General features: G+C 59.5%; 18 protein-coding genes. 2 read left to right on the top strand and 16 right to left on the bottom strand.

Going from position 1 to position 22,835, the window contains the following annotated elements; all coding sequences use genetic code 11:
* Positions 1 to 115: 115 nt before the first annotated feature.
* Positions 116 to 730 carry a LysE family translocator gene (locus GH784_RS12715; protein WP_065702354.1) on the top strand — a complete coding sequence of 205 codons (615 nt, stop codon included), beginning with the start codon at positions 116 to 118 and terminating at the stop codon, positions 728 to 730.
* On the opposite strand, the gene recN is transcribed toward GH784_RS12715, so the two are convergent.
* The 7 genes from recN to GH784_RS12680 all read right to left on the bottom strand — a co-directional run bounded on the left by recN (position 727) and on the right by GH784_RS12680 (position 9,759).
* Positions 727 to 2,400 carry a DNA repair protein RecN gene (gene recN, locus GH784_RS12710; RefSeq protein ID WP_003513199.1) on the bottom strand — a complete coding sequence of 558 codons (1,674 nt, stop codon included), beginning with the start codon at positions 2,398 to 2,400 and terminating at the stop codon, positions 727 to 729. The two genes, GH784_RS12715 and recN, sit on opposite strands and share 4 nt — an antisense overlap.
* 15 nt (positions 2,401 to 2,415) lie before the next feature.
* Positions 2,416 to 3,282, bottom strand: coding sequence for an outer membrane protein assembly factor BamD (locus tag GH784_RS12705; RefSeq protein WP_003513201.1), 867 nt, complete (start codon positions 3,280 to 3,282; stop codon positions 2,416 to 2,418).
* Positions 3,283 to 3,518: 236 nt separating this feature from the next.
* A complete protein-coding gene (lpxC, locus tag GH784_RS12700) occupies positions 3,519 to 4,475 on the bottom strand; it encodes a UDP-3-O-acyl-N-acetylglucosamine deacetylase (RefSeq protein ID WP_065702353.1) in 957 nt (318 codons plus the stop codon).
* A gap of 271 nt (positions 4,476 to 4,746) precedes the next feature.
* Positions 4,747 to 6,492, bottom strand: a complete 1,746-nt coding sequence (ftsZ, locus tag GH784_RS12695) for a cell division protein FtsZ (protein ID WP_065659193.1) — start codon at positions 6,490 to 6,492, stop codon at positions 4,747 to 4,749.
* Positions 6,493 to 6,584: 92 nt separating this feature from the next.
* Positions 6,585 to 7,916, bottom strand: coding sequence for a cell division protein FtsA (gene ftsA / locus GH784_RS12690; RefSeq protein WP_003513208.1), 1,332 nt, complete (start codon positions 7,914 to 7,916; stop codon positions 6,585 to 6,587).
* Positions 7,913 to 8,845 carry a cell division protein FtsQ/DivIB gene (locus GH784_RS12685; RefSeq protein ID WP_003513210.1) on the bottom strand — a complete coding sequence of 311 codons (933 nt, stop codon included), beginning with the start codon at positions 8,843 to 8,845 and terminating at the stop codon, positions 7,913 to 7,915. Before GH784_RS12685 ends, ftsA begins: the two co-directional genes overlap by 4 nt.
* Entirely contained in the window at positions 8,833 to 9,759 is a 927-nt protein-coding gene (locus GH784_RS12680) for a D-alanine--D-alanine ligase (protein WP_003513211.1), read from the bottom strand. Before GH784_RS12680 ends, GH784_RS12685 begins: the two co-directional genes overlap by 13 nt.
* Before the next feature lie 542 nt (positions 9,760 to 10,301).
* On the opposite strand from GH784_RS12680, the gene GH784_RS12675 reads away from it, so the two are divergent.
* Positions 10,302 to 11,606 carry an MFS transporter gene (locus tag GH784_RS12675; RefSeq protein ID WP_003513212.1) on the top strand — a complete coding sequence of 435 codons (1,305 nt, stop codon included), beginning with the start codon at positions 10,302 to 10,304 and terminating at the stop codon, positions 11,604 to 11,606.
* 69 nt (positions 11,607 to 11,675) lie between these two features.
* On the opposite strand, the gene GH784_RS12670 is transcribed toward GH784_RS12675, so the two are convergent.
* The 9 genes from GH784_RS12670 to GH784_RS12630 form a co-directional block, all read right to left on the bottom strand.
* On the bottom strand, positions 11,676 to 12,518 hold the full coding sequence (locus tag GH784_RS12670; RefSeq protein WP_236768928.1) for a GGDEF domain-containing protein: 843 nt from the start codon (positions 12,516 to 12,518) through the stop codon (positions 11,676 to 11,678).
* Between the two features lie 200 nt (positions 12,519 to 12,718).
* Positions 12,719 to 13,684 (bottom strand): UDP-N-acetylmuramate dehydrogenase, encoded by a 966-nt coding sequence (gene murB, locus GH784_RS12665; protein ID WP_003513214.1) that lies wholly within the window; start codon positions 13,682 to 13,684, stop codon positions 12,719 to 12,721.
* On the bottom strand, positions 13,681 to 15,096 hold the full coding sequence (gene murC, locus GH784_RS12660; RefSeq protein WP_019565282.1) for a UDP-N-acetylmuramate--L-alanine ligase: 1,416 nt from the start codon (positions 15,094 to 15,096) through the stop codon (positions 13,681 to 13,683). The genes murB and murC overlap by 4 nt, the downstream gene beginning before the upstream one ends.
* Positions 15,093 to 16,229, bottom strand: coding sequence for an undecaprenyldiphospho-muramoylpentapeptide beta-N-acetylglucosaminyltransferase (murG, locus tag GH784_RS12655; RefSeq protein ID WP_065702533.1), 1,137 nt, complete (start codon positions 16,227 to 16,229; stop codon positions 15,093 to 15,095). Before murG ends, murC begins: the two co-directional genes overlap by 4 nt.
* Before the next feature lie 6 nt (positions 16,230 to 16,235).
* The gene (gene ftsW, locus GH784_RS12650; protein ID WP_003513223.1) at positions 16,236 to 17,390 is read right to left on the bottom strand and encodes a putative lipid II flippase FtsW; all 1,155 of its coding nucleotides are present in this window, start codon (positions 17,388 to 17,390) and stop codon (positions 16,236 to 16,238) included.
* Positions 17,391 to 17,394: 4 nt separating this feature from the next.
* Complete coding sequence (gene murD, locus GH784_RS12645; RefSeq protein ID WP_065659189.1) at positions 17,395 to 18,804, bottom strand: UDP-N-acetylmuramoyl-L-alanine--D-glutamate ligase; 1,410 nt, start codon at positions 18,802 to 18,804, stop codon at positions 17,395 to 17,397.
* A gap of 3 nt (positions 18,805 to 18,807) precedes the next feature.
* Positions 18,808 to 19,908, bottom strand: coding sequence for a phospho-N-acetylmuramoyl-pentapeptide-transferase (mraY, locus tag GH784_RS12640; RefSeq protein WP_003513226.1), 1,101 nt, complete (start codon positions 19,906 to 19,908; stop codon positions 18,808 to 18,810).
* A gap of 23 nt (positions 19,909 to 19,931) precedes the next feature.
* Positions 19,932 to 21,365: a UDP-N-acetylmuramoylalanyl-D-glutamyl-2,6-diaminopimelate--D-alanyl-D-alanine ligase gene (locus tag GH784_RS12635; protein WP_026330779.1), complete on the bottom strand. Its 1,434-nt coding sequence runs from the start codon at positions 21,363 to 21,365 to the stop codon at positions 19,932 to 19,934.
* Positions 21,362 to 22,822: a UDP-N-acetylmuramoyl-L-alanyl-D-glutamate--2,6-diaminopimelate ligase gene (locus tag GH784_RS12630; RefSeq protein ID WP_065702351.1), complete on the bottom strand. Its 1,461-nt coding sequence runs from the start codon at positions 22,820 to 22,822 to the stop codon at positions 21,362 to 21,364. The genes GH784_RS12635 and GH784_RS12630 overlap by 4 nt, the downstream gene beginning before the upstream one ends.
* Between the last annotated feature and the right edge of the window lie 13 nt (positions 22,823 to 22,835).

Below are 22,835 nucleotides of genomic sequence, written 5' to 3'. Positions count from 1 at the left end.
GATGAATCTGCAATGCTTTTAGCGAATTATTGGCAAACGCAAAACCATCCTCGCTTTTCAACAGGCGGGAATCCGCTATTCTGAGCATCCGGATGAAACGGAAGCCGGAGCCCCCATGGAACTCACCACCCTCATCGCCTTTGCAGCAGCCTTCTTCGTGTTCGCGGCCAGCCCCGGCCCGGACAATATGACGATCGTCGCCCGCACCATCACCCATGGTGCCGCCTCCGGCCTCGCCTATGGGGCCGGAACCGTGGCAGGAATATTGATATTCCTCACGCTTGCAGCCTTCGGCCTGTCGATCCTCGCAGCCGAAATGGGAACGGTGATGGCGGTGCTGCGCTATGGCGGCGCGGCCTATCTCATCTGGATGGGCTTCAAACTCTGGACAGCGGAACCTGTGGTTCCCGATCTGCAACCCGTGAATGGCCACCGTAGCCTTCTTTCGATATTCGCCACCGGAACCGCGCTCAATCTCGGAAATCCGAAAATGCCGCTCTTTTACGTGGCGTTGTTACCGAACGTTGTCGGCGCCTCGCTGACGGTCGATCACCTTCTGGCGCTGACATCCGTCATCGTCGTGGTAGAGGCGGTTGTGATCGGCGCTCATGTGGTTCTGGCTGTGCGGGCAAGAAAGCTGCTGCGTGAGCCAAGAATTGTCCGCAGGGTGAACCGGGCGGCGGGCGGCGTCATGATCGGCTCCGGCGTGGCGGTGGCCGTCAGCCGTTAATCCTTGGCGGCAAGCAGGCGGGCGGCGGCAGCCCTCGCCTCATCTGTCACCGAGGCACCGGCAAGCATGCGGGCGATTTCTTCGGTGCGATGTTTCGGCTCCATGGTAGCGACACGCGTGGCGATGCGCTCGGTGCCGTCGCCGGAGGGGCCTTTGGAAATGAGAAGATGTGTGGCCGCCCGCGCGGCCACCTGGGGCGCGTGGGTGACGGACAGAACCTGCACGGTTTTCGACAGACGACGCAGCCTCTGGCCAATGGCATCTGCCACAGCGCCGCCAACGCCCGTGTCGATTTCGTCGAACACCAGTGTCGGTGCCGAACCACGATCAGCCAGCGCGACTTTAAGCGCCAGCAGGAAACGGGACAATTCGCCGCCAGAAGCGACTTTCATGATCGGGCCGGGCCGCGTTCCAGGATTGGTCTGAACGTGGAATTCCACGATGTCGATACCGTCAGCCGTCGCTTGCTCCGGGTCGGAGCTGACTTCGACGGTAAAACGTGCCCGCTCCAGCTTGAGCGCCGGAAGCTCCGCCATGACAGCTTCGGAAAGCGCATTCGCCGCATTGTGGCGTTTTTCGGAAAGCGATTTGGCCGCGTGGTCGAAATCGGCTTTCACAACGCCGAGGTTGGCTTCAAGTTTGCCGAGCTTTTCTTCGCCCGCATCGAGGTCGGCGAGATCCGCGACCATTTTTTCCGCGAGCGCCGGTAGATCAGGCACCGCGACATTATATTTGCGTCCGGCGGCGCGTAGCGCAAACAGCCGTTCCTCCACCCGCTCCAGCTCGCGTGGATCGAACTCGGTGCGGCGAAGTGCGGCCTCCACTTCCATCTGCGCGTTGGAAAGGCTGTCGAGCGCGGCATCCAGCAATTGCACGGTGTCTTCCAGCAATCCCGGCGCCTCGTGGCTCTTGCGTTCCAGGCGCCGCATCATGGATGCGATCATGGGCACTGGCGAGGCGTTGCCGTTCAGGAACTCGCTCGCTTCGGCGATATCACCGGCAATACGTTCGGATTTCTGCATCACCGCCCGACGTTCGGCAAGCTCCTCCTCCTCGCCGTCGCGCGGCGAGAGCACCTCAAGCTCCTCGACGGAGGAACGCAGATAGTCCGCCTCTCGGGCAGCAGCCTCAACCTTGGCACGATGGGTTTTCAACGCCCGCTCGGCGTCTTTCCATGTGCGGTAGAAACCCTGAACGGCACGGGCATCGTCGCTCAGCCCGGCAAAAGCATCCAGCAGCGTGCGGTGGGCATCGGTATCGACAAGAGCGCGGTCGTCGTGCTGGCCGTGAATTTCGACCAATAGCTGCCCCAGCTGACGCATCATCTGCACGCTGATGGCCTGATCGTTGATATAGGCCTTGGTGCGTCCGTCTGCGGATTGCACGCGGCGGAAAATCAGGTCGCCATCGTCATCCAGGCCGTTTTCGCGCAGGAGATGCCGTGTGGGGTGGCTGTTCGGAACTTCGAAAGTGGCAGTAACCTGCCCCTTCTCTTCCCCGTGGCGCACCAGACCGCCATCGCCGCGGCCCCCGAGGGCCAGCGACAGGCTGTCAAGCAGAATGGATTTGCCCGCGCCCGTCTCACCCGTCAACACGGAAAGGCCCGCCTCAAAGCCGAGGTCGAGCCTTTCAATCAGAACGATGTCACGAATCGAGAGCTGGACCAGCATGGCCTATGCCCTGTCTCAGGCGCCGATAAGCTTCTTGCCGGCGCGCGAAATCCAGGACCCCTTGTTTTCACGCGGCTCCAACCCACCGCCCTTCAGCAGCTTGTAGGAATCCGCATACCATTGGCTGTCGGGATAGTTGTTGCCGAGAACGGCGGCAGCAGTCTGCGCCTCGTCGGAAAGACCCATGGCATAATAGGATTCCGTCAAACGGGCCAGCGCTTCCTCGATCTGGTTGGTGTTCTGGTATTGCTCGACGACGATACGGAAACGCGAAACGGCGGCGAGATATTCCTTGCGCTCAAGGTAATAACGGCCGACCTGCATTTCGCGGCCGGCGAGCTGGTCGCGGGCGAAACGGATCTTGGCCTGCGCGTCAGCGACATATTCCGAATCAGGGTAGTCGTTGACCACCTTGCTCATCGCCTCGACCGTGCGCTGCGCGGCGCGCTGGTCCTGCGTCACGTCGGAAATCTGCTTCGAATAGGCAAGACCGATCATGTACTGAACGTAGGCGGCATCCTTGGAGCGCGGATATTGGCGCAGGAAGCGGCTGCCGGACGCGATGGCCACGTCGTTCTTGTTGGTGCGCGTTGCGATGAAGGTCTGCATCACAAGCGCCTTCTGGCCCCATTCGGTGAAGGGATATTGCTTGTCGATCGCCTCGAACTTGCGCGAGGCCTCCGTCATGTTGCCGGCGTTCATGTTTGCAAGCCCCTGCTTGTACAGAACGTCTGGCGGATCGGTCTCGACGCCGAGCTTGGTAATGTCGATATCCGGATCAGACTGGCAGGCCGTGACGGCAACACTCGCACCGACCAACATCAACGAAACGGCGATCCCCCGCATCGTACCCTTCATTGCACCAGACCCTACATGCTTCATTCGACAGTTCCCACTTCCCGCGCAAATACATAAGCATCGGCTTTGCACTGGCGTTTCTAGCCATAAAAGCATCTGCAGGGCAACGCAATGATGATGCATTAACGCATTTTTATGGCATCGGCCCATGCAATCGCATGAATATCAGGCGGCATGACAAAACATCCCGCCCCTCATCGTGAAAAAGCCGCCCCGAAACGGAGCGGCTTTTCCTGTCAATCAATAGCCTGCAAACAAACTCAAGCGGACCAGGGTGCAAATTCCGGCATGTTGACCGGAACGAATTCGCGGGCACGTACCTGGTTGCTGGCGGCAGGAGCCTCCACGATCTCATAGGCCGAGCGGTCGCTCAGCAAAGCCTTCAGCGCGTTGGCATTGACCTTGTGGCCGCCGCGATAGGAGCGATAGCAACCGATGAACTGCGCACCGGCAAGTGCCAGGTCGCCCACGGCGTCCAGCGTCTTATGGCGAACGAATTCGTCCTTGGCATAACGCAGGCCTTCCATGTTGATGACGCTGTTGTCGTCGGAAATGACAACAGAGTTTTCAAGCGAGGAGCCGAGTGCGTAACCGGCAGCCCACAGGCGCTCCACGTCACGCATGAAGCCGAAGGTGCGGGCGCGCGAAAGCTCGTTCTTGAACGTATCCGCCGTCAGGTCGCCCTTCCAGGACTGCTTGCCGATCAGTGGCGTGTCGAAATCGATATCGACCTCGAACCGCGTGCCGTCGTAAGGGCGGAACTCCGCCCAGGACGCACCCGAATCGATGCGCACCGGCTTGATGACGCGGATATAGCGGCGCTTCACACCAAGGTTCTTGATGCCAGCCGATTCGATCGCATCGATAAATGGCGCAGAGCTGCCGTCCATGATCGGCACTTCCGGACCGTCGACCTCAACGACGAGGTTATCGAGGCCCATGGCGTAGATGGCGGCCATGACGTGCTCGACCGTTGCCACTGACTGGGATAGCGAGCGGCCGAGCACGGTGCACAGATCGGTATTGCCGACATTGGAAGACACCGCCTTCAACTCGGTTACGCTGCCATTTTCATGAAGGCGCTGAAACACGATGCCCGTTCCTGCTTCTGCGGGCTGGAACGTCATCGAAGCCGGATTGCCGGAATGCACGCCAATGCCCTTGAGCTGAACAGCATTTGCGATAGTCGTCTGAAATCCGAGCAGTCCGATAGTCATGCGTATATGCCTTGTTTTGAAAACCGCGCCGTATATTCAGCGCCGTTCAAGTTTTTCAAGCCGGTTTCAACAACCGGCGAGGTCAATGTTTTCCCTTACCCAGCCTCATACATACGCACATGAAAGTGCCAGGACAAATCACTGTTCGTTTCGGATTGTTACACGCACAAGCCATTGAAAAGATGAATTAATTTACTGTTAATAACGCACAATAAAACAAAACGCCCGGGTCGTGTGACCCGGGCGTTTGGAGAGGCGAACGGAATCGCTGTTAGTTGGACTGGCGACGCAGGAACGCCGGAATTTCCAGCTGGTCGTCGTCATGGTGGCTTGCCGAAGAAGGCGTCGCACGACCGTGATCGTCAAGCTGGCCACGACGCGGAGCGTAGAGGCTGGCTTCCGGCGAAAGTGCGCGGCGCTGCTGCGGCGCCATGCTCGGCGCATCCATCATTTCGGAAGGAACTTCTTCCTCTTCGCGTCGGCCAAGCGAGTTGGTGATGCGCTTCAGAAGACCCATCGGGCCACGCTCTTCCTGGGCTGCAGGAGCTGCGTGGGCACGGTGATCCATCTCGGCCTTCACGACCGGCGGAAAGTCCTCGACCTTCGGCATGCGGACAGGCTCGGGCTGGCGGGCAACAGGAGCCTGCTCCTGATAGACCGGAGCCTGCGGCTGCTGCAGACGCGGAGCGGCAACCTGTTCCGGCGCGTGATAGACCGGTGCCGGGGCAACAGGTGCCGGAGCAGCCTGCTGAACCGGCTGTGCCGGACGGAGAGCTGCCGGTGCTTCAGCCGGAGCGGATGCAAACAGCTTGCTCTGCGGACGGAAATCCTGAGAGGGCTGCTGGTGTGCTGCGAAACCAAGTTCACGTTCCATTTCGGCTTCCGCCGAACGGATGGTCTGGGCGATCTGGTCTACGGTCTTTGGTGCCTGCGATACTGCTTGTGCAGGCTGAACTGCGGCCGGAGCGGGAGCAACGGCCGCGGAAGGACGGATAAGCGGCTTGGCGGCTGCGGCGCGCATATCGGCAATGTTCTGTTCGCCAACGCCTGCAACGCGGTCGATGCCGGTCGCGACGACGGAGACGCGGATGAGACCTTCAAGTGCCTCGTCGAAGGTTGCGCCGAGGATGATGTTGGCATCCGGATCGACTTCTTCGCGAATACGGGTAGCCGCTTCGTCGACTTCGAACAGGGTAAGATCGCGACCGCCGGTGATGGAGATCAGGAGGCCCTGTGCGCCCTTCATCGAGGTTTCGTCGAGCAGCGGGTTGGCGATTGCCGCTTCCGCAGCCTGCATCGCACGGCCCGGACCGGAAGCTTCGCCAGTACCCATCATTGCGCGGCCCATTTCACGCATGACCGAGCGAACGTCGGCGAAGTCGAGGTTGATGAGACCTTCCTTCACCATCAGATCGGTAATGCAGGCAACGCCGGAATAGAGAACCTGGTCAGCCATGGCGAAGGCATCGGCAAAGGTCGTCTTGTCGTTGGCAATGCGGAAGAGGTTCTGGTTCGGAATGACGATCAGCGTATCGACGGACTTCTGCAGTTCCTCGATGCCCTGTTCGGCAAGACGCATGCGGCGACCGCCTTCGAAATGGAAAGGCTTGGTAACGACGCCGACCGTCAGGATACCCTTGTTGCGGGCAGCCTGTGCAACGACAGGTGCAGCACCCGTGCCGGTACCACCACCCATGCCGGCAGTGACGAAGCACATGTGGGTGCCGTTCAGGTGATCGATGATCTCATCGATGCATTCTTCAGCGGCGGCGCGTCCGACTTCTGGCTGGGAACCGGCACCGAGACCCTCGGTGACGTTGACGCCGAGCTGGATGACCCGGTCTGCCTTCGTCATGGTCAGAGCCTGTGCATCCGTGTTGGCGACGACGAAATCGACACCCTGGAGGCCAGCCGTGATCATGTTGTTGACAGCGTTACCGCCACCGCCGCCCACACCGAAAACAGTGATGCGTGGCTTCAGCTCGGTGATATCAGGCTTTTGCAGCTGTATCGTCATTTTACCATTCCTTCTTTCTCTGGCCGCATCGCCCCGCTGGCCGATTCTTGAAAACTCAACTTGGAAACCTCAGGCTCACGCCACGAGGCTACTCAGAAACTCTCTTTCAGCCATTGCCCTACCCGGGCTATCCGGCCGCTACCCGTACCAAACGGCGAGAACATTCCGCCTTGCGCCGCATGAATTTCGATGTCCGCCACCTGCGGATAGATCATCAGTCCGCATGCGGTTGAAAATGCCGGTCCCTTTGCCGCAACCGGAAGACCCGCAACCCCCATGGGGCGGCCGATACGAACGTTGCGGGCAAGAATGCGCCGTGCCGTTTCCGGCAGCCCCGTCAGCTGGCTCGCGCCGCCCGTCAGGACAACACGTTTGCCGACGATGGGGCTGAAGCCGGACTTCTGGATACGATCACGGATCAATTCCAGCGTCTCTTCGATACGCGCCCGCACGATGCGGGTAACAAGTGCCCTTGAAACTTGCGATGGTTGATCGCGATCATCTTCGCCAATCGGCGGGATCGAAATCATGTCGCGCTCATCCGCGCCATTCAGCAAAGCCGAACCATGCACCACCTTCAGTCTCTCCGCATCTTCGATTCGTGTCGAGAGGCCTCGTGCAAGATCTGTCGTAACGTGATGACCGCCAAGGCCGATCGCGTCGGTATGAATGAGACGGCCTTCGGCGAAAACCGAGATCGTCGTGGTGCCGCCGCCCATGTCGATGGCGGCACAGCCAAGCTCGACCTCGTCATCGACCAGTGCCGCAAGACCGCTGGCATAGGGCGTCGCCACCATGCCCTCGACCGAAAGATGCGCACGATTGACGCAAAGCTCGAGGTTCTTCAGCGCCGTGCGTTCGACAGTCACCACATGCATGTCGACACCGAGAAGATCGCCATACATCGACAGCGGATCACGAATGCCGCGCTCGCCATCCAGCGAATAGCCTGTTGGCAGCGAATGCAGGATCGCCCGGTCCTGACGCATGGACTGCTGGCTCGCCGCCACCAGAACCTTGCGCAGGTCGCTTGCTTCCACTTCCTGTCCGCCGAGATCGATGCTCGCGGTATAGATGTCGCTTGCCAGCCGGCCGGCGGAGACATTGACGATCAGGCTGTCGACGGTCAGGCCTGCCATGCGCTCGGCCGCATCCACCGAAAGACGGATCACGCCTTCGAGCGCGTCAAGATCGGCGATCACGCCGGATTTCACACCGCGCGAGCGCTGGTGACCAATGCCGATGATTTCCACTTTGTGGGTGCGACCCGGCAGGATTTCGCTTTCCTGGCGCGGCGTCAGCCGTCCGATCATGCAAACGACCTTAGTCGAGCCGATGTCGAGCACCGAGACGATGTGGCTGCGCTTGGAAGACAGCGGCTTCAGGCGAGGCAGACCGAAATGGGAAGAACCAAAAAAGCTCATGTGTTCTTCTCCGCTTTCTTGAGTGCCTTCGTGCGTGCATCTACCGCCGTCTGGCGGCGCTCTGCTGCACCTTCGGTCAACTGGATCGTGGTGCGGTCCGTCAGACGCAGATCGACGGCAGCGACATCACGCGACAGAACCTTTTCCTCGAGATCGAGCCGTGCCAGCAATTGCAGTGCCTGCGGCAGGTTCTCTTCCGGCAGCTTGACGACGATGCCGTTGTCGAGATGCAGATCCCAGCGGCGGCCGGCAATGCGAACATAGGCGCGAACGCGATTGCGAATTTCCGGCCAATCGGCCAGTTGCGCTACGAAACCGGCAGCACCCGTTTCCGCGTCGCGTCCGACGAACAGCGGCAGGGCGGCAAATTTATTGTCACGCAGCGGCGCGATCACGCTGCCGCTTTTTTCGATCAGCGACAGTTCCGTGCCATGCTGCCAGATGCCGAAAGCTTCACGCTCCTTCAGGCGAACCTCAACCGTCTTCGGGTAGACCTTGCGGATATCAACATCTTCGACCCAGGGAAGCTGGACGAGCTTGCGGCGTGCCGCATCGATATCAAGCGCAATCAGGGAGGTGCTGCCGTCAAGGCCGAGAAGCTGGAAGACTTCGATTTCCGATGTCTGCAAATTGCCGGATACCTTGACGTCCTCAACCGCAAAACCGGCGGCCGAGGTCGTGGTCTGGGTGACGATATTCGTATGTCCGCCAAGCGACATGCCGTAAAGCCCGATCACCGCGTAAAAGGCAACAGCCGAAATCGTGCCGGTATGGGCGGGAATGTGGATGCGTCCGGTCGCAAGGCTGACACCGAAACGCACGAAACGACGCAGCGGACGCGGCAGCACCCTGCGATCGTCGGCATTTGCCGTCGCCACGAATTGCTCGCGCTTTTTTGCCGTCGACTTTTTGCCGGTCACCGCAAACACGAAGCGTCCTCCACCATCCAGCTGACAAGGTTACCAAAGGAGCGGCCAGCATGGGCCGCCATTTCCGGCACCAGGGAGGTCGGCGTCATGCCCGGCTGCGTATTCACTTCAAGCCAGATAACTTCGCCATCTTCTGAGAAGCGGTCGTCGTAACGAAAGTCTGAACGGCTTACGCCACGGCACCCGATCGCCCGATGCGCCATAACCGCCAGTGTTTGAATTTTTTGGTAAATTTTTGGTGAAATTTCTGCCGGAATGACATGCTTTGAGCCACCGGCTGCGTATTTAGCGTCATAATCATAGAAATTGTGACCCAGCGGCACCACTTCCGTCACTCCTAGCGCCTCGCCGTCGAGCACGCCGCAGGTCAGTTCGCGACCATGGATGTAACGCTCGACCATGACGTGATCGCCGTAACGCCATTCGGACGAGGTAAGGATTTGCGGCGGATGCGACTGGTCTTCCTTGACGATCACCACACCGAAGCTCGAGCCTTCGCGCACCGGCTTCACGACGTAGGGCGGCGCAAGCGGATGTTCGCTGGTGAATTCAAACCGGTTCATGACGCGTTCGTCAGCCACCGGAATGCCAGCAGCCGCAGCCACTTTCTTGGCCTGCGCCTTGTCCATGGCAAGTGCAGAAGCGAGCACGCCGGAATGGGTATAGGGAATGGCGAGATATTCGAGAATGCCTTGAATGGTGCCGTCTTCACCGAAGGGGCCATGCAGCGCATTGAAGGCGACATCCGGGCGCAGCTCGCCGAGTACGGCGGCGATATCGCGCCCCACATCGACCCGGGTGACCTTGTACCCCTCGCCCTCAAGGGCGAGCGCGCAAGCGTTCCCGGACGAGAGGCTGACCGGCCGCTCCGACGAAAACCCACCCAAAAGAACAGCTACGTGCTTGCCGCCCATCGATACCTCTGACACCAAATCTCCGCTACGATCCGCACCGGAACCAACCGAATTTGACGAACGGTGATTCTGGCACATGATCCTTGAGATCAGTTAAACGCCATTAAGGTTAATGAATCGTTTACTTTCGTTAACCGCCGCGCCCAACATGCCAGTTCCATTAAAGAATCAGCATCGATCCGAATTACCTCCTTGGAATCAGAGAGTTGGACGGATTGCAACATGCAGGTTTTCAATGATCGGAAATAGAACGAGGGTGCCGCACACTTCTATCCCTGATAAAGACAAGGCGAAAACGTTAACAGATGACGCTTTTCCCCAGCGAAAATTATCTGACGTTTCAGCGTTTTAAATCCGTCGCCTGAATCAGTCTCTCAATCTTGAGACTACGTCCTCGCACACGCTGCGGTCCCTGTCGCACCAGCCGATCACATTGTCCGCATTATTTCTTTTTTAGCATTCCAAAAGAACAAAAATTGCGTTAACGCAGTCAATGCCTCCCAAGGCATGACATGCAATCATCCAAAAATGGGACCAAAACCATGACTGACGCGATATCTCCGGTATCGCCGACAGCTGGCAATTCGAACGTTGTAAAGACAAATTCGCCTGCACGAGTTCTCACTGCCAGCCTGGTCGGCACGACCATCGAGTTTTTCGATTTTTACGTTTACGCCACGGCCGCAGTGCTCGTGTTTCCGACATTGTTCTTCCCGAACAATGATCCGATGACGGCACTTCTGGCATCCTTCGCCACCTTCTCCATCGCCTTTTTCGCCCGCCCGCTCGGCGCCGTCGTTTTCGGCCATTATGGTGACCGCGTCGGCCGTAAAGCTACGCTTGTCGCCGCTCTGCTGACCATGGGCGTATCGACGGTCGTGATCGGCCTTCTGCCGTCCTATGAGACAGCCGGTGTTCTGGCACCTCTGTTGCTGGCGCTTTGCCGCTTCGGTCAGGGCTTCGGTCTTGGCGGAGAATGGGGTGGCGCGGTCCTGCTGGCCACGGAAAACGCTCCTCCCGGCAAGCGCAGCTGGTACGGGATGTTTCCGCAGCTCGGCGCGCCCGTCGGTCTGTTCCTCTCCTCCGGCGTCTTCTGGATCTTGCTGCACTTCATGTCGCAGGAAGCGCTTCTGAGCTGGGGCTGGCGCATTCCCTTCGTCGCTTCGATCATCCTGATCGCGGTTGGCATGTGGGTTCGTCTGTCGATCACCGAAACGCCTGCCTTCCAGAAGGCAATCGAAAAGGAAGAACGTGTTGCCGTGCCGGTCGTGGAACTGTTCCGCAACCACAAGCGCAGCCTCGCGCTCGGCACTTTCGTGGCGCTGGCTACCTTCGTGCTGTTCTATATCGGTACCGCCTATCTGCTGTCCTACAACGTCAAGGTTCTGAAAATCCCGTTCCTGGACGCACTCGAAGTGCAAATCATGGGCTCCATCGTTTTCGGCATCTTCATCCCGATTGCCGGCAAGCTCGCTGAGCGCTTCGGCCGTCGCGAAATACTGATCCTGACGACGGTGCTGATCGGCCTGTTCTCGTTCCTGCTTCCTACCCTGATGACAGGCGGCGAAGGCTCGATCTTCATCTTCGCGGCCCTTGCGATGACGCTGATGGGCATGACCTACGGCCTGATTGGAACGGCGCTTGCCGCCCCCTTCCCGACAAGGGTGCGCTACACCGGCTCGTCCATCACCTTCAACATGGCCGGCATCTTCGGCGCATCGCTGGCACCCTACATCGCCACATGGCTGCAGGTGAATTACGGCATGGGATATGTCGGATATTACCTCTGCGTATCCGCCCTCATCACGCTCGCCTGCATTCTTCTGTCCCGCAAGGATGAAGTCTGAGCGTCAGGCCACTAAAAGATCGAGGCCGCGAAATCACCTTTCGCGGCCTTTTTTCGTCTGTGATGATCCTCAAGCGATAATTTGACGGCCACCTTTCGCGCCCGACGAACAGATGCGATTACGCCCGCCACGTTTCGCCTCGTAGAGCGCCATATCCGCACTGTGCATGACCTTCTCGAAAATCTCCCTGTTCCCGCGCAAGGCCACACCTATCGAGATGGTGGTACTGATCTGCAAATCCTGAAAATGAACCGTTGTCGTCGCGATCTTCTCACGGACGCCTTCGCACTGTTCCAGGAACCGGTCCGGGGCAAGGGTGTGGACGACGACAAACTCTTCACCGCCCATCCGCGCCACATGAGCGGCTTCATCGAAACCTTCCCGAATTGTCTTGGCAACACTGGAGATAACCATGTCACCAGCCAAATGGCCGTACCTGTCATTCACGGACTTAAAATGATCAATGTCGATAAATGCGACGCAATACGGCGTGCTCAGATGAACGCAATTCGAATAAAGACCTAGCCGGTTGTGAAGACCTGTCAGAGCATCAGTCTGGCTGAGCTGCGCAAAACGCTCGTGTGACTGGATCAGTAACTGCATCTGCCTCGCATTGAGCCAGCAAATTAAAAAACCGACGGTGAAAGAGATTGTCGTACTAAGGACCAGGCCGATTGTGAGCCCATTGCTCAAGTCCGAGACTAGGTCCAACTGCGCCATCGTCAGGATCGCAACGACACAGATAACGGCGGCTATGGAAGCGATCAGGCAAGCCAATCGAAATGATGACTGTACCGGGTCAAGCCGACGCCATCCATCCGGTGTCGCCACGGTGAATGTCGTTATCGCGACGAGTTCGCTTAAAAAACGTGACAGCTGTCCGCTTACGCGATCGGCAATGAAAATGCTCATAAATATCACCCAAGCAGTAGAGCGGCGCAACGCTGCCTCTCCCGTAATCTAAATACTGCTTATAGATAAAAACTATTGATCGACCGTTACCCTTCGCCAAGGATGATATGAAACAAAAACTCCTGGCCGCTTGGTGCTGCCAGGAGAGATATGAAACGGCTAACGCAGTTGCTCATGGCAATCGCGAGGCATCGCAATTTTCAGGCGCCGAGGAAGGGCTCCACTTCACGACCCGGCATGAATAGGCCAAGCCGTTTGATTTCCCACTCCAGCCGAATGCCCGACTTCTCGAACACGCGCTTGCGAATGGTCTCGCCCAGATATTCCAGATCGTAACCGGTCGCATGGCCGGTATTGATCATGAAATTGCAATGCAGCGATGACATCTGCGCACCGCCGATGACCAGACCGCGACCGCCCGCTTCGTCGATCAGCTCCCAGGCGGAATGACCTTCGGGGTTCTTGAAGGTTGATCCACCGGTCTGTTCACGGATCGGCTGCACGGTTTCGCGGTGGTGACGCACGGCGTCCATATCGGCGCGGATCTTCGCGCGGTCTTCCGGATAACCCTCAAACAGGGCGCCGGTGAAGATCAGACCAGCATCGGCGCCGGAGTGGCGATAGCTGTAATCCATATCCGCATTGGAGAGCACATGCTGGTTGCCCTGACGGTCCACCGCATAAACCTCCACGACACGCTCACGCGTTTCACCGCCGTTGGCGCCCGCATTCATGCGCAGAGCGCCGCCGATGGAGCCGGGAATACCGTAATAGAAATGGAAACCGCCAATGCCATTATCCATGGCCATCGCGGCAATATGCTTGTCCGGGCAGATCGCGCCTGCCTTGATGCGGTTTTCACCCGAAAGCTCCACCGAGCCGAAACCTTTGGCGGAAAGACGGACGACGACACCTGGAATGCCGCCATCGCGCACCAGAAGGTTCGAGCCGACACCGACCACGGTCAACGGCACGTCCTCCGGAAGGATTTTCAGGAATGTAACCAGATCGTCGGTATCGTGCGGCTGGAACATGACTTCCGCAAGACCGCCGGCTCTGAACCACGTCACGCGGTCCATGGGCGCATCCGGTGTCAGACGTCCCCGCAATTCCTTTACCCCGTCGCCGAGCCTCCCCAGCAATTTAACCCCATCGACCTGTCTCATTCAGACTTTCCTGATATGCTCTTCAATTCCGAAGGCAGCACTGCCGCCCATTGCGTGATATTTCCGGCCCCCAAGAGAACCACGAAATCGCCCGGATTCGCAATGCCTGCAACCACTGACGCGAGATCTTCCCGTTTTTCGAGAAAACGGGCATCGCGATGGCCGGCAGCCTTGATTGCGGAGACCAGCGCTTCCGAGCTTGCGCCCTCGATCGGATCTTCGCCCGCTGCATAGACCGGAGCAAGAATAATCGTATCGGCATCGTTAAAACAATGCGCGAAATCATCGAACAGGCTGGAAAGGCGGCTGTAGCGGTGCGGCTGGTGCACGGCGATGATGCGGCCCTTGCAGGCTTCGCGCGCAGCCGCGAGCACAGCCTTGATCTCAACCGGATGGTGGCCGTAATCGTCGAAGACCTGCACGCCATTGGCTTCGCCCGTTAGCGTGAAACGACGCTTGACGCCGGCAAAGGAGGCGAGGCCCTTCTTGATGTCCGCTTCCGAAATACCGAGACGATTGGCGACGGCAATCGCAGCCGTTGCGTTCGAAACATTGTGGCGACCGGGCATCGGCAGGACGAGATCGGTGAAGGAGAATATCTTGCCGGTGCGGCGACGGCGAATTTCCACATCGAAGATAGACCGCGTGCCGTCGATGCGCACATTCGAAAACCGCACGTCGGCCTGTGGGTTCTCTCCATAGGTGATGACCTTGCGGTCTTCGATACGCCCAACCAGAGCCTGCACCTCGGGATGGTCGAGACACATGACGCCAAAGCCGTAGAACGGAACATTCTCCACGAATTGCCGGAAAGCAGCGCGCACGGCATCGAAATTGCCGTAGTGGTCAAGATGTTCCGGGTCGATATTGGTGATCACGGCCACATCGGCCGGAAGCTTCAGGAATGTGCCATCGGATTCATCGGCCTCCACCACCATCCACTCGCCCTCGCCCATGCGGGCGTTGGTGCCATAGGCGTTGATGATACCGCCGTTGATCACGGTCGGGTCGAGATTGCCGGCTTCCAGCAGGGTCGCGACCATCGAGGTCGTCGTGGTCTTGCCGTGCGTGCCACCGATGGCAATGGCGTTGCGGAAACGCATGAGTTCAGCCAGCATTTCGGCACGGCGAACGATCGGCAGGTGTTTTTCCCGCGCGGCGATCAGCTCCGGATTGTTCTTCTTGATCGCGGTGGAAACGACCACGACCTCGGCATCACCTAGATTATCCGCCGTGTGGCCGACGAAGACCTCGATGCCCTTGTCGCGCAGGCGCTGCACATTGGCGCTGTCGGCCTGGTCGGAGCCCTGAACGCGATGACCGAGATTGTGAAGCACTTCGGCAATGCCGCTCATGCCGATCCCGCCTATGCCGATGAAATGGACAAGGCCTATGGCTTTCGGCATCTTCATGCCTCAACTCCTTCAATGTTCTTCTTGAATTCCTGTACGGACTTTCCGCTCGCAATCGCCTCGACCAGATCGGCCAGTACATCCGCCGCATGCGGTTTTCCTGTCGCCTTGGCCGCGGCCGCCGTTGCGGACAACCGATCCGGCTCGGACAGCGCCGAGGACAGAAGGCCGGAGAGCTTCTGCGGCGACAGTTCCGACTGCTTGATAACGCTTGCACCGCCGGCTGCCGAAAGCGCTGCCGCATTGGCCGCCTGATCGTGATCCAGCGCATGCGGATAAGGCACGAGGATCGAGGGTCGGCCGATCACCGAAAGCTCCGATACCGTCGATGCACCCGAACGGCTGATGACCAGATCGGCCTCACCGATGCGCGAGGCCATGTCGCCGAAGAAAGGCGAGACATCCGCCTTCACGCCCAGCTTCTGATACGAGGAGATCACACTGTCCTTGTCTTCGGGGCGCGCCTGCTGGGTCACGACGATGCGCTTGCGCTGCTCGTCCTTCAACAGGCATATCGCCGCCGGAACCGCGCTGGAAAAGAACTGCGCTCCCTGGCTGCCGCCGAAAACCACGAGCTGGAACGTCTCGCCGGTCTGCGAAGGCGTATAGGGTATCTCTGACGCCGCCAGCACCGCCGGGCGCACGGGATTGCCGGTCGCAACCGTCTTGTCGGAATATTGGCCGTTGGCGGGCGGCAGAAAACCGCCGGCAATCGCCTTCACACGGGCCGCCAGCGCCTTGTTGGCACGACCCATCACCGCATTCTGCTCGTGAATGATCGATGGCACGCCAAGCCCGGTCGAGGCAAGCAGCGGCGGCACGGTGGGATAACCGCCAAAGCCGACGACCGCAACCGGTTTCAGCTTCGTGATCAGCCGGCGCGCTGAACGCAGCCCTGTCCACAGCTTCCACAGCGAACGCGCCAAGGAAATCGGGTTTTTCGAACCGATGGTGGCGGATGGAACGACGTGAATTTCTTCCGCCGGAAACTTCCCCGCATAACGCTCGGCGCGGCTGTCGGTGACCAGATGCACCTGATACCCGCGCGCCTTCAGCGTGTGCGCCAAGGCCTCGGCTGGAAAGACATGGCCGCCGGTACCCCCGGCGGCGAGCAGAACAATACCCTTGCTCATGATCATTTACTCCGCAGGAACGCCGGAACCGACGCGGAAGAAGCTGCGCTCCTGCGCCCTCTTTTCCGGCCTGTGGCGTGTCAGCGCCAGAAGGAAGCCTGCCGTCACGCAGATCGCCATCATCGACGAACCGCCATAGGAAATCAGCGGCAGCGTCATGCCCTTGGCGGGCATCAGCTCCAGATTAACGCCGATATTGATCATCGACTGCATGCCGATCTGCAGGACCAGACCGGCCACGGCAAAGCGGCAGAAATCGTCTTTTTCCCTAAAGGCGTGCGAGAGGCCGCGCAACACGATGAAGGCGAAGATCGCCACAAGGAACATGCAGAAAACAATGCCGAATTCTTCCGCCGCCACCGAGAAGATGAAGTCGGTATGGCTGTCGGGAATGATACGCTTGACGATGCCCTCGCCCGGGCCGCGACCGAACCAGTCGCCACGAATGATCGCCTCGCGCGCCGTATCCACCTGGAAGGTATCACCCTCACCGGTCCAGAAACGGTCGATACGGCCGGCGACGTGCGGCAGGAGCAGATAGGCGGAGACGATGCCGAGAACGCCGAGGCCGCCGAGCACGATGATCCAGAACCACGGAACACCGGCCATGAAGAACATGCCGCCCCACACCACCGATGTCAGGATGGTCTGGCCAAAGTCGGGCTGGGCGATCAGAAGTGCCGCCACGATACCGAAGGTGATGATAGCGAAGAGGTTGCCGGGAATTTCGGGGTGACGCGCGCGTTCGGCAAACAGCCAGGCGCAGACAATGACGAAGGCGGGTTTCATGAATTCCGATGGCTGGATCGAGAAGCTGCCGATGGAAATCCAGCGCCGTGCGCCCTTAACCTCGATACCGAAGAACAGCGCGAAAATCATCATCAGCAGCGACGCGATCAGCATCATCACCGCCACGCGCCGGACCTGACGCGGCGACAGGAAGGAAAGACCGATCATGATCGCCAGCGAAGGCACCATGAACATCGCCTGACGTTCCACGAAGAAGAAGCTGTTGAGACCGATGCGTTCGGCAACCGCCGGCGACGCCGCAAATGACAGCATCAGGCCGATGCCCATCAGCGCGATGAACGCCGCCAGAAAGAAACGGTCGATGGTCCAGAACCATTCCGCGACCGGACCGCGATCAACTCGGCTTACCATGGCCTCAGCCCCCTTTTCCAGAGTGAACGAGCATCGTCATGCCATCGAGCGCCGCAACCTGCGCGACGAACGAATCACCTCTGATTTCAAAGTTCTTATATTGGTCGAAGCTTGCGCAAGCCGGGGATAACATCACGATATTGCCGGCCGTCGCATCTTTTTCCGCATCCGCCGCCGCATGCTGCACCGCCTTGTCCAGCGTGCCGGATATTTCATAAGGCACGGCTTCGCCGAGCGTCGCTGCAAATTCCGCCGCCGCCTCGCCGATCAGATAGGCCTTGGCGATGCGCGGAAAAAGGGGCGCAAGGCTGGCAATGCCGCCGGCCTTTGGCAGACCGCCCGCGATCCAATAGATGCGCTCATAGCTCGACAAGGCCGGTGCCGCGGCATCGGCATTGGTTGCCTTGCTGTCATTGACGAAAGTGACATTGCCGCGCCGACCGACCGGCTGCATGCGATGTTTTAGGCCGGGGAAGGACTTGAGACCTGCGCGAACGTCCTCTTCGGAAACGCCGACGGCAAGGCATGCGGCAATTGCAGCCGCTGCATTCTGGGCATTGTGGCTGCCGCGAAGCGTCTGGATGCCGTCGAGATCGACCAGCAGCGAGGACTTGCCCCCATGCGCCCGCAGGATGCGGCTGCCTTCGGCATAAAGACCTTCGGAAACGACATTGCGCTTGGAAATGCGCTCCACCTTCACGCCGGCACGCTCGATGCGGTCGGCGATCAGCGTGGAATAGCTGTCATCAACGCCGACAATTGCCGTGCCACTGCCCGCCACAAGCCGTTCCTTAACATCGGCATAATGCTGCATGGTGCCGTGCCGGTCGAGATGGTCGGGCGTCAGATTGAGCAGAATGCCGGCCGTCGGATTGATCGTCGGCGCCAGATCGATCTGGTAGGACGAGCATTCAACGACATAGAAACGTTGCGCTTTCGGCGGATCGAGGCTCAGCACCGCAGTGCCGATATTGCCGCCGAGTTGTGTATCGCGGCCCGAAGCCTTGAGGATATGGGCAATCAGTGCGGTCGTCGTGGATTTGCCGTTCGTGCCGGTGATGGCGATGAAGGGGCAATCCGGCGCATGCGCTCGGCGCTCGCGAATGAAAAGCTCGATATCGCCGATAATCTCGACACCCGCCGCCCGGGCAAGATCGACCGACCAGTGCGGCTTCGGATGCGTTAGCGGCACGCCGGGTGCGAGCACGAAAGACGAAAAGGAATGCCAGTCTATCGTTCGAAGATCAGCCGTCGTTATCCCTTCGGCCTCAGCCTTGGCGACGCTGTCGGGATTATCGTCGAAAGCAACGACATCCGCCCCGCCGGCAACCAGCGCCCGGGCCGTGACAAGGCCCGAACCGCCAAGCCCGAAAAGCGCGACCTTCTTATCTCTGAACGACGAGACCGGGATCATCGCTCACCTCAGCTTCAGCGTAGCGAGGCCGAGCAGCGCCAGACCGACGGAAATGATCCAGAAACGGATGACCACCTGGCTTTCCGTCCAGCCTTTTTTCTCGAAATGATGGTGGATGGGCGCCATCAGAAAAACGCGCCTGCCGGTGCGCTTGAACCAGAAAACCTGGATGATGACCGAGAGCGTTTCCATCACGAACAGGCCGCCGACGATGACCATGACGATCTCGTGCTTGGTGGCGACAGCGATGGAGCCGATGAGGCCGCCGAGCGCCAGCGAACCCGTATCACCCATGAAGATGGCGGCGGGCGGCGCGTTGAACCACAGGAAGCCGAGACCAGCCCCGACCACCGCGCCGACGATGACAGCGAGCTCACCCGTTCCGGGCACGAAGTTGATCTGCAGGTAATTGGCGAAAACCGCGTTACCGGCGAGATAAGCAATCACGCCGAAGGTGGCGGCTGCAATCATAACAGGCACGATGGCGAGACCATCGAGACCGTCGGTCAGGTTAACCGCATTGCCGGCGCCGACAATCACGAAAGCACCGAACAGCACGAAGAAATAGCCGAGATTGATCACGAGTTCCTTGAAGAACGGAAAGGCGATGGAGCTTCCGAGCGTGCCGCCATGCGGTGCGGAAGCAAGCGCCACCTTCATCATGAAGAACACGGCAATCGCGGCAATCAGGAATTCGATGCCGAGACGGGCTTTGCCGGAAAAGCCCTTGTCGCTCTGCTTCGTCACCTTGAGATAGTCGTCGTAAAAGCCGATAGCCCCGAAGCCGAGCGTCACCATCAGAACGGCGACGACGTAGACGTTCGACAGGTCACCCCAGAGCAGCGAACCGCCGAGAATACCGGCAAGGATCATCAGCCCGCCCATGGTCGGCGTGCCAGCCTTCTTGAAATGCGTCTGCGGCCCGTCGGCGCGGATTGGCTGGCCCTTGCCCTGGCGCACGCGCAGCGAATTGATGATCGCCGGTCCAAAAAGGAAGACGATCAACGCAGAGGTGAACATCGCCGCACCCGCCCGGAAGGTGATGTACCGGAAGAGGTTGAAGACTTGAATTTTATCCGACAGTTCGACGAGCCAGATCAGCATAATTGCCCTTTCAAAAGGCTATTTCAGACTTGGCGTTCCGTCTCGGGGAATGCCGGATACTTGTCAAGCAGTGCCGCGACAATCTTGCCGAAACCCAGCCCAAGTGACGATTTTACCATCAGCGCATCGCCCGGTTGCACCCATTGCAGGGCAAAATCGGCAAGTTCAGCTGTCGTCGGGAACCAGATGACAGTTACACTGTCCGGAAGCGCATCGCGAAGGGCGGCCATCGCCTCCCCAGCCAGCCAGACATGTTCGATACCACCGGCTAGCAGCGGCCCCGCCAGTTCCTCGTGTAGCTGGGCTGAGAATTCACCCATCTCCAGCATGTCGCCGAGAACGGCAACGCGACGGCCATAACCCTGCGTTTCTGTTTCCGCAAGCACGGCAATCGCCGCCCGCATGGAGGCGGGGTTGGCGTTGTAGCTCTCATCGATCAGCAGGAAGGAACCGCTTTCAATCGTCAGTCGATGGCGCTGTCCGCGCCCCTTGACTGCCTCGAGCGTTCCGAGCACCTCGAAAGCGCGGTCGAGATTGGCGCCGGTGACGGCAACAGCGCCAAGCACCGCCATGGCGTTGTCGGCAATATGCCTGCCGGGAATGTTCAGGTGCAATTCGCTCGTTTCGCCGTTCAGGATCGCCCAGATGGTCGAGCCCGTGGACGTGCTTTCGAAATCGGCCAGCCGGAAATCGGCCTTGGCATGCTGCCCGAAGGTCAGGATATGCTCGATACCCTGGTCCTGCGCCGCTTCTTCAAGTTGCTCGAACTGGGCGTTGTCACGGTTGAGGATGACGAAGCCGCCCTCCTCCAACCCTTCGAATATCTCCGCCTTGGCGCTTGCGATCTCTTCTATGTTCTTGAAATTGCCCAAATGAGCTGGCGCAATGGTGGTAATGATCGCGACATGCGGACGTACCATCTTGACCAGCGGACGGATCTCGCCGGAGTGGTTCATACCGATTTCGAAAACGCCGAATTCGGTATCGGCGGGCATGCGCGCCAGCGTCAGCGGCACACCCCAGTGATTGTTGAAGGACGCCACCGCCGCATGAACCCGGCCCGAAGGCGCCAGTGCCTGCCGCAACATTTCCTTCGTCGTCGTCTTGCCGACAGAACCGGTCACCGCGATGATCCGCGCCGTGGTCCTTTCACGCGCCGCAATGGCGAGCTTGCCAAGCGCCGCGAGGACATCCTCCACGACGATCATGGGCACGGTCAGGCGGCCGAGGGCCGGCAGCTTACCTTCGGCGACGACCAGCAGGCCCGCACCATTGGCGACAGCAAAACTCGTATAGTCATGGCCGTCGACCCTATCGCCCTTGATGGCGAAAAATGCTTCACCAGCCTTCACAGTCCGGCTGTCGATGGAAATGCCGGTGATACCGGTCGGCAGGTTCCCGACGGGACGCCCTGCCGTGATGGCGATCATGTCGGCGACTGTCCATAACCAATTCAAATCTTCAATCCTTCCAGCGCGGTACGCACCTGTTCATGATCGGAAAACGGCAGCGTCACGGAACCGACGATCTGCCCCTCTTCATGCCCCTTGCCCGCGACGATCAGCGTATCGCCGTTCGAAAGCAGCGACACCGCATGACGGATCGCCTCTGCCCTATCGCCAATTTCCAACGCACCCGGCGCAGCCGCCATGACTTCGGAACGGATCGTTGCAGCGTCTTCCGAGCGCGGATTGTCGTCGGTAACGATAACGATGTCGGAAAGACGTGTCGCCACTTCGCCCATGATCGGGCGCTTGCCCTTGTCACGGTCGCCGCCGCAGCCGAAGACGGTGATGATGCGGCCGGAGGTGAAGGGCCTGACCGAGGTCAGAACATTTTCAAGCGCATCCGGCTTGTGGGCATAATCCACATAGGCAAGCGCGCCGTTCTTCGTCTGGCCCACAAGTTCCAGGCGACCGGCAGCACCGATCAGCTTTTCAAGCGCCTTCATGGCCGTTGGGGCGGAAACGCCGGTGGACATGGCAAGACCGGCGGCGACGAGAGCATTGGCTACCTGAAAATCGCCGGCCAGCGGAATGTCGACTTCGTGGATCACGCCGTCATGGTGCACTTCGATCAGCTGCTTGTGACGGAAATGCTCTACACGCTTCAGCGTTAGATAATCGCCCTTCCGGCCAACGGTGCGCACATTGAGGCCTGCATCCGCGGCGGCGCGAATGGCCTTATCCGACCAAGGGTCGTCGGCAAAAATGACGGCTGGCGCGCCCTTTTCCATCAGCGTGTCGAACAGCCGCATCTTCGCGGCCATGTAGTCCTTGTTGGTCGGGTGATAATCCATGTGATCACGGCCGAGATTGGTGAAACCGGCCGCAGCGAGCTTCACGCCGTCAAGGCGACGCTGGTCGAGGCCGTGGCTCGAAGCTTCCATGGCTGCATGGGTCACACCTTCGGCAGCAAGCTCGGCGAGAAGCGCATGCAGCGTCACCGGATCCGGTGTGGTAAGCGCGCCATAATCTTCGCGGCCGGGAGCGATGACACCCGTCGTGCCGATCTGGGCGGCGGCATGGCCAGCGAAAGCCCAGATTTGCCGCACGAAGGAGGCAACGGAGGTCTTTCCCGCTGTGCCGGTAACGGCGACCATGGTTTCGGGCTGTTTTCCGTAAAAACGGGAAGCGGCGAGCGAAAGGTAGAGGCGCGGGTCGGTGACAGCAAGGACCGGCACATCGGCATCCACCGCATGCCCGGAAACGACGGCGACCGCACCCTTGGCGACCGCGTCCTTCACATAGGCCGCGCCATCCGCCTTGGTTCCCGCAACCGCCACGAACAGGCTGCCGGGCGCAGCCTTGCGGCTGTCTGCGGTAATTCCCCCGATTTCGATTGCCCCTATCTCAGACAGGAGCAATTCATTCAATTCCGGAAACGCCGTCCCGGATATATCTCGCAAATTCATCGACTGTGTCCGT

The sequence above is a fragment of the Agrobacterium tumefaciens genome, assembly GCF_009649785.1.
Classification (GTDB): domain Bacteria; phylum Pseudomonadota; class Alphaproteobacteria; order Rhizobiales; family Rhizobiaceae; genus Agrobacterium; species Agrobacterium tumefaciens.
The sequence above is the reverse complement of the archived record's forward strand: the minus strand, read 5'-3'. Positions and strand labels throughout refer to the sequence as shown.

Excerpts from the sequence above, each read along its gene's own strand:
- GH784_RS12715 (WP_065702354.1), top strand. The coding sequence starts at position 116 with ATGGAACTCACCACCCTCATCGCCTTTGCAGCAGCCTTCTTCGTGTTC.
- recN (WP_003513199.1), bottom strand. The coding sequence starts at position 2,400 with ATGCTGGTCCAGCTCTCGATTCGTGACATCGTTCTGATTGAAAGGCTC.
- GH784_RS12705 (WP_003513201.1), bottom strand. The coding sequence starts at position 3,282 with ATGAAGCATGTAGGGTCTGGTGCAATGAAGGGTACGATGCGGGGGATC.
- lpxC (WP_065702353.1), bottom strand. The coding sequence starts at position 4,475 with ATGACTATCGGACTGCTCGGATTTCAGACGACTATCGCAAATGCTGTT.
- ftsZ (WP_065659193.1), bottom strand. The coding sequence starts at position 6,492 with ATGACGATACAGCTGCAAAAGCCTGATATCACCGAGCTGAAGCCACGC.
- ftsA (WP_003513208.1), bottom strand. The coding sequence starts at position 7,916 with ATGAGCTTTTTTGGTTCTTCCCATTTCGGTCTGCCTCGCCTGAAGCCG.
- GH784_RS12680 (WP_003513211.1), bottom strand. The coding sequence starts at position 9,759 with ATGGGCGGCAAGCACGTAGCTGTTCTTTTGGGTGGGTTTTCGTCGGAG.
- GH784_RS12675 (WP_003513212.1), top strand. The coding sequence starts at position 10,302 with ATGACTGACGCGATATCTCCGGTATCGCCGACAGCTGGCAATTCGAAC.
- GH784_RS12670 (WP_236768928.1), bottom strand. The coding sequence starts at position 12,518 with ATGAGCATTTTCATTGCCGATCGCGTAAGCGGACAGCTGTCACGTTTT.
- murB (WP_003513214.1), bottom strand. The coding sequence starts at position 13,684 with ATGAGACAGGTCGATGGGGTTAAATTGCTGGGGAGGCTCGGCGACGGG.
- murC (WP_019565282.1), bottom strand. The coding sequence starts at position 15,096 with ATGAAGATGCCGAAAGCCATAGGCCTTGTCCATTTCATCGGCATAGGC.
- murG (WP_065702533.1), bottom strand. The coding sequence starts at position 16,229 with ATGAGCAAGGGTATTGTTCTGCTCGCCGCCGGGGGTACCGGCGGCCAT.
- ftsW (WP_003513223.1), bottom strand. The coding sequence starts at position 17,390 with ATGGTAAGCCGAGTTGATCGCGGTCCGGTCGCGGAATGGTTCTGGACC.
- murD (WP_065659189.1), bottom strand. The coding sequence starts at position 18,804 with ATGATCCCGGTCTCGTCGTTCAGAGATAAGAAGGTCGCGCTTTTCGGG.
- mraY (WP_003513226.1), bottom strand. The coding sequence starts at position 19,908 with ATGCTGATCTGGCTCGTCGAACTGTCGGATAAAATTCAAGTCTTCAAC.
- GH784_RS12630 (WP_065702351.1), bottom strand. The coding sequence starts at position 22,822 with ATGAATTTGCGAGATATATCCGGGACGGCGTTTCCGGAATTGAATGAA.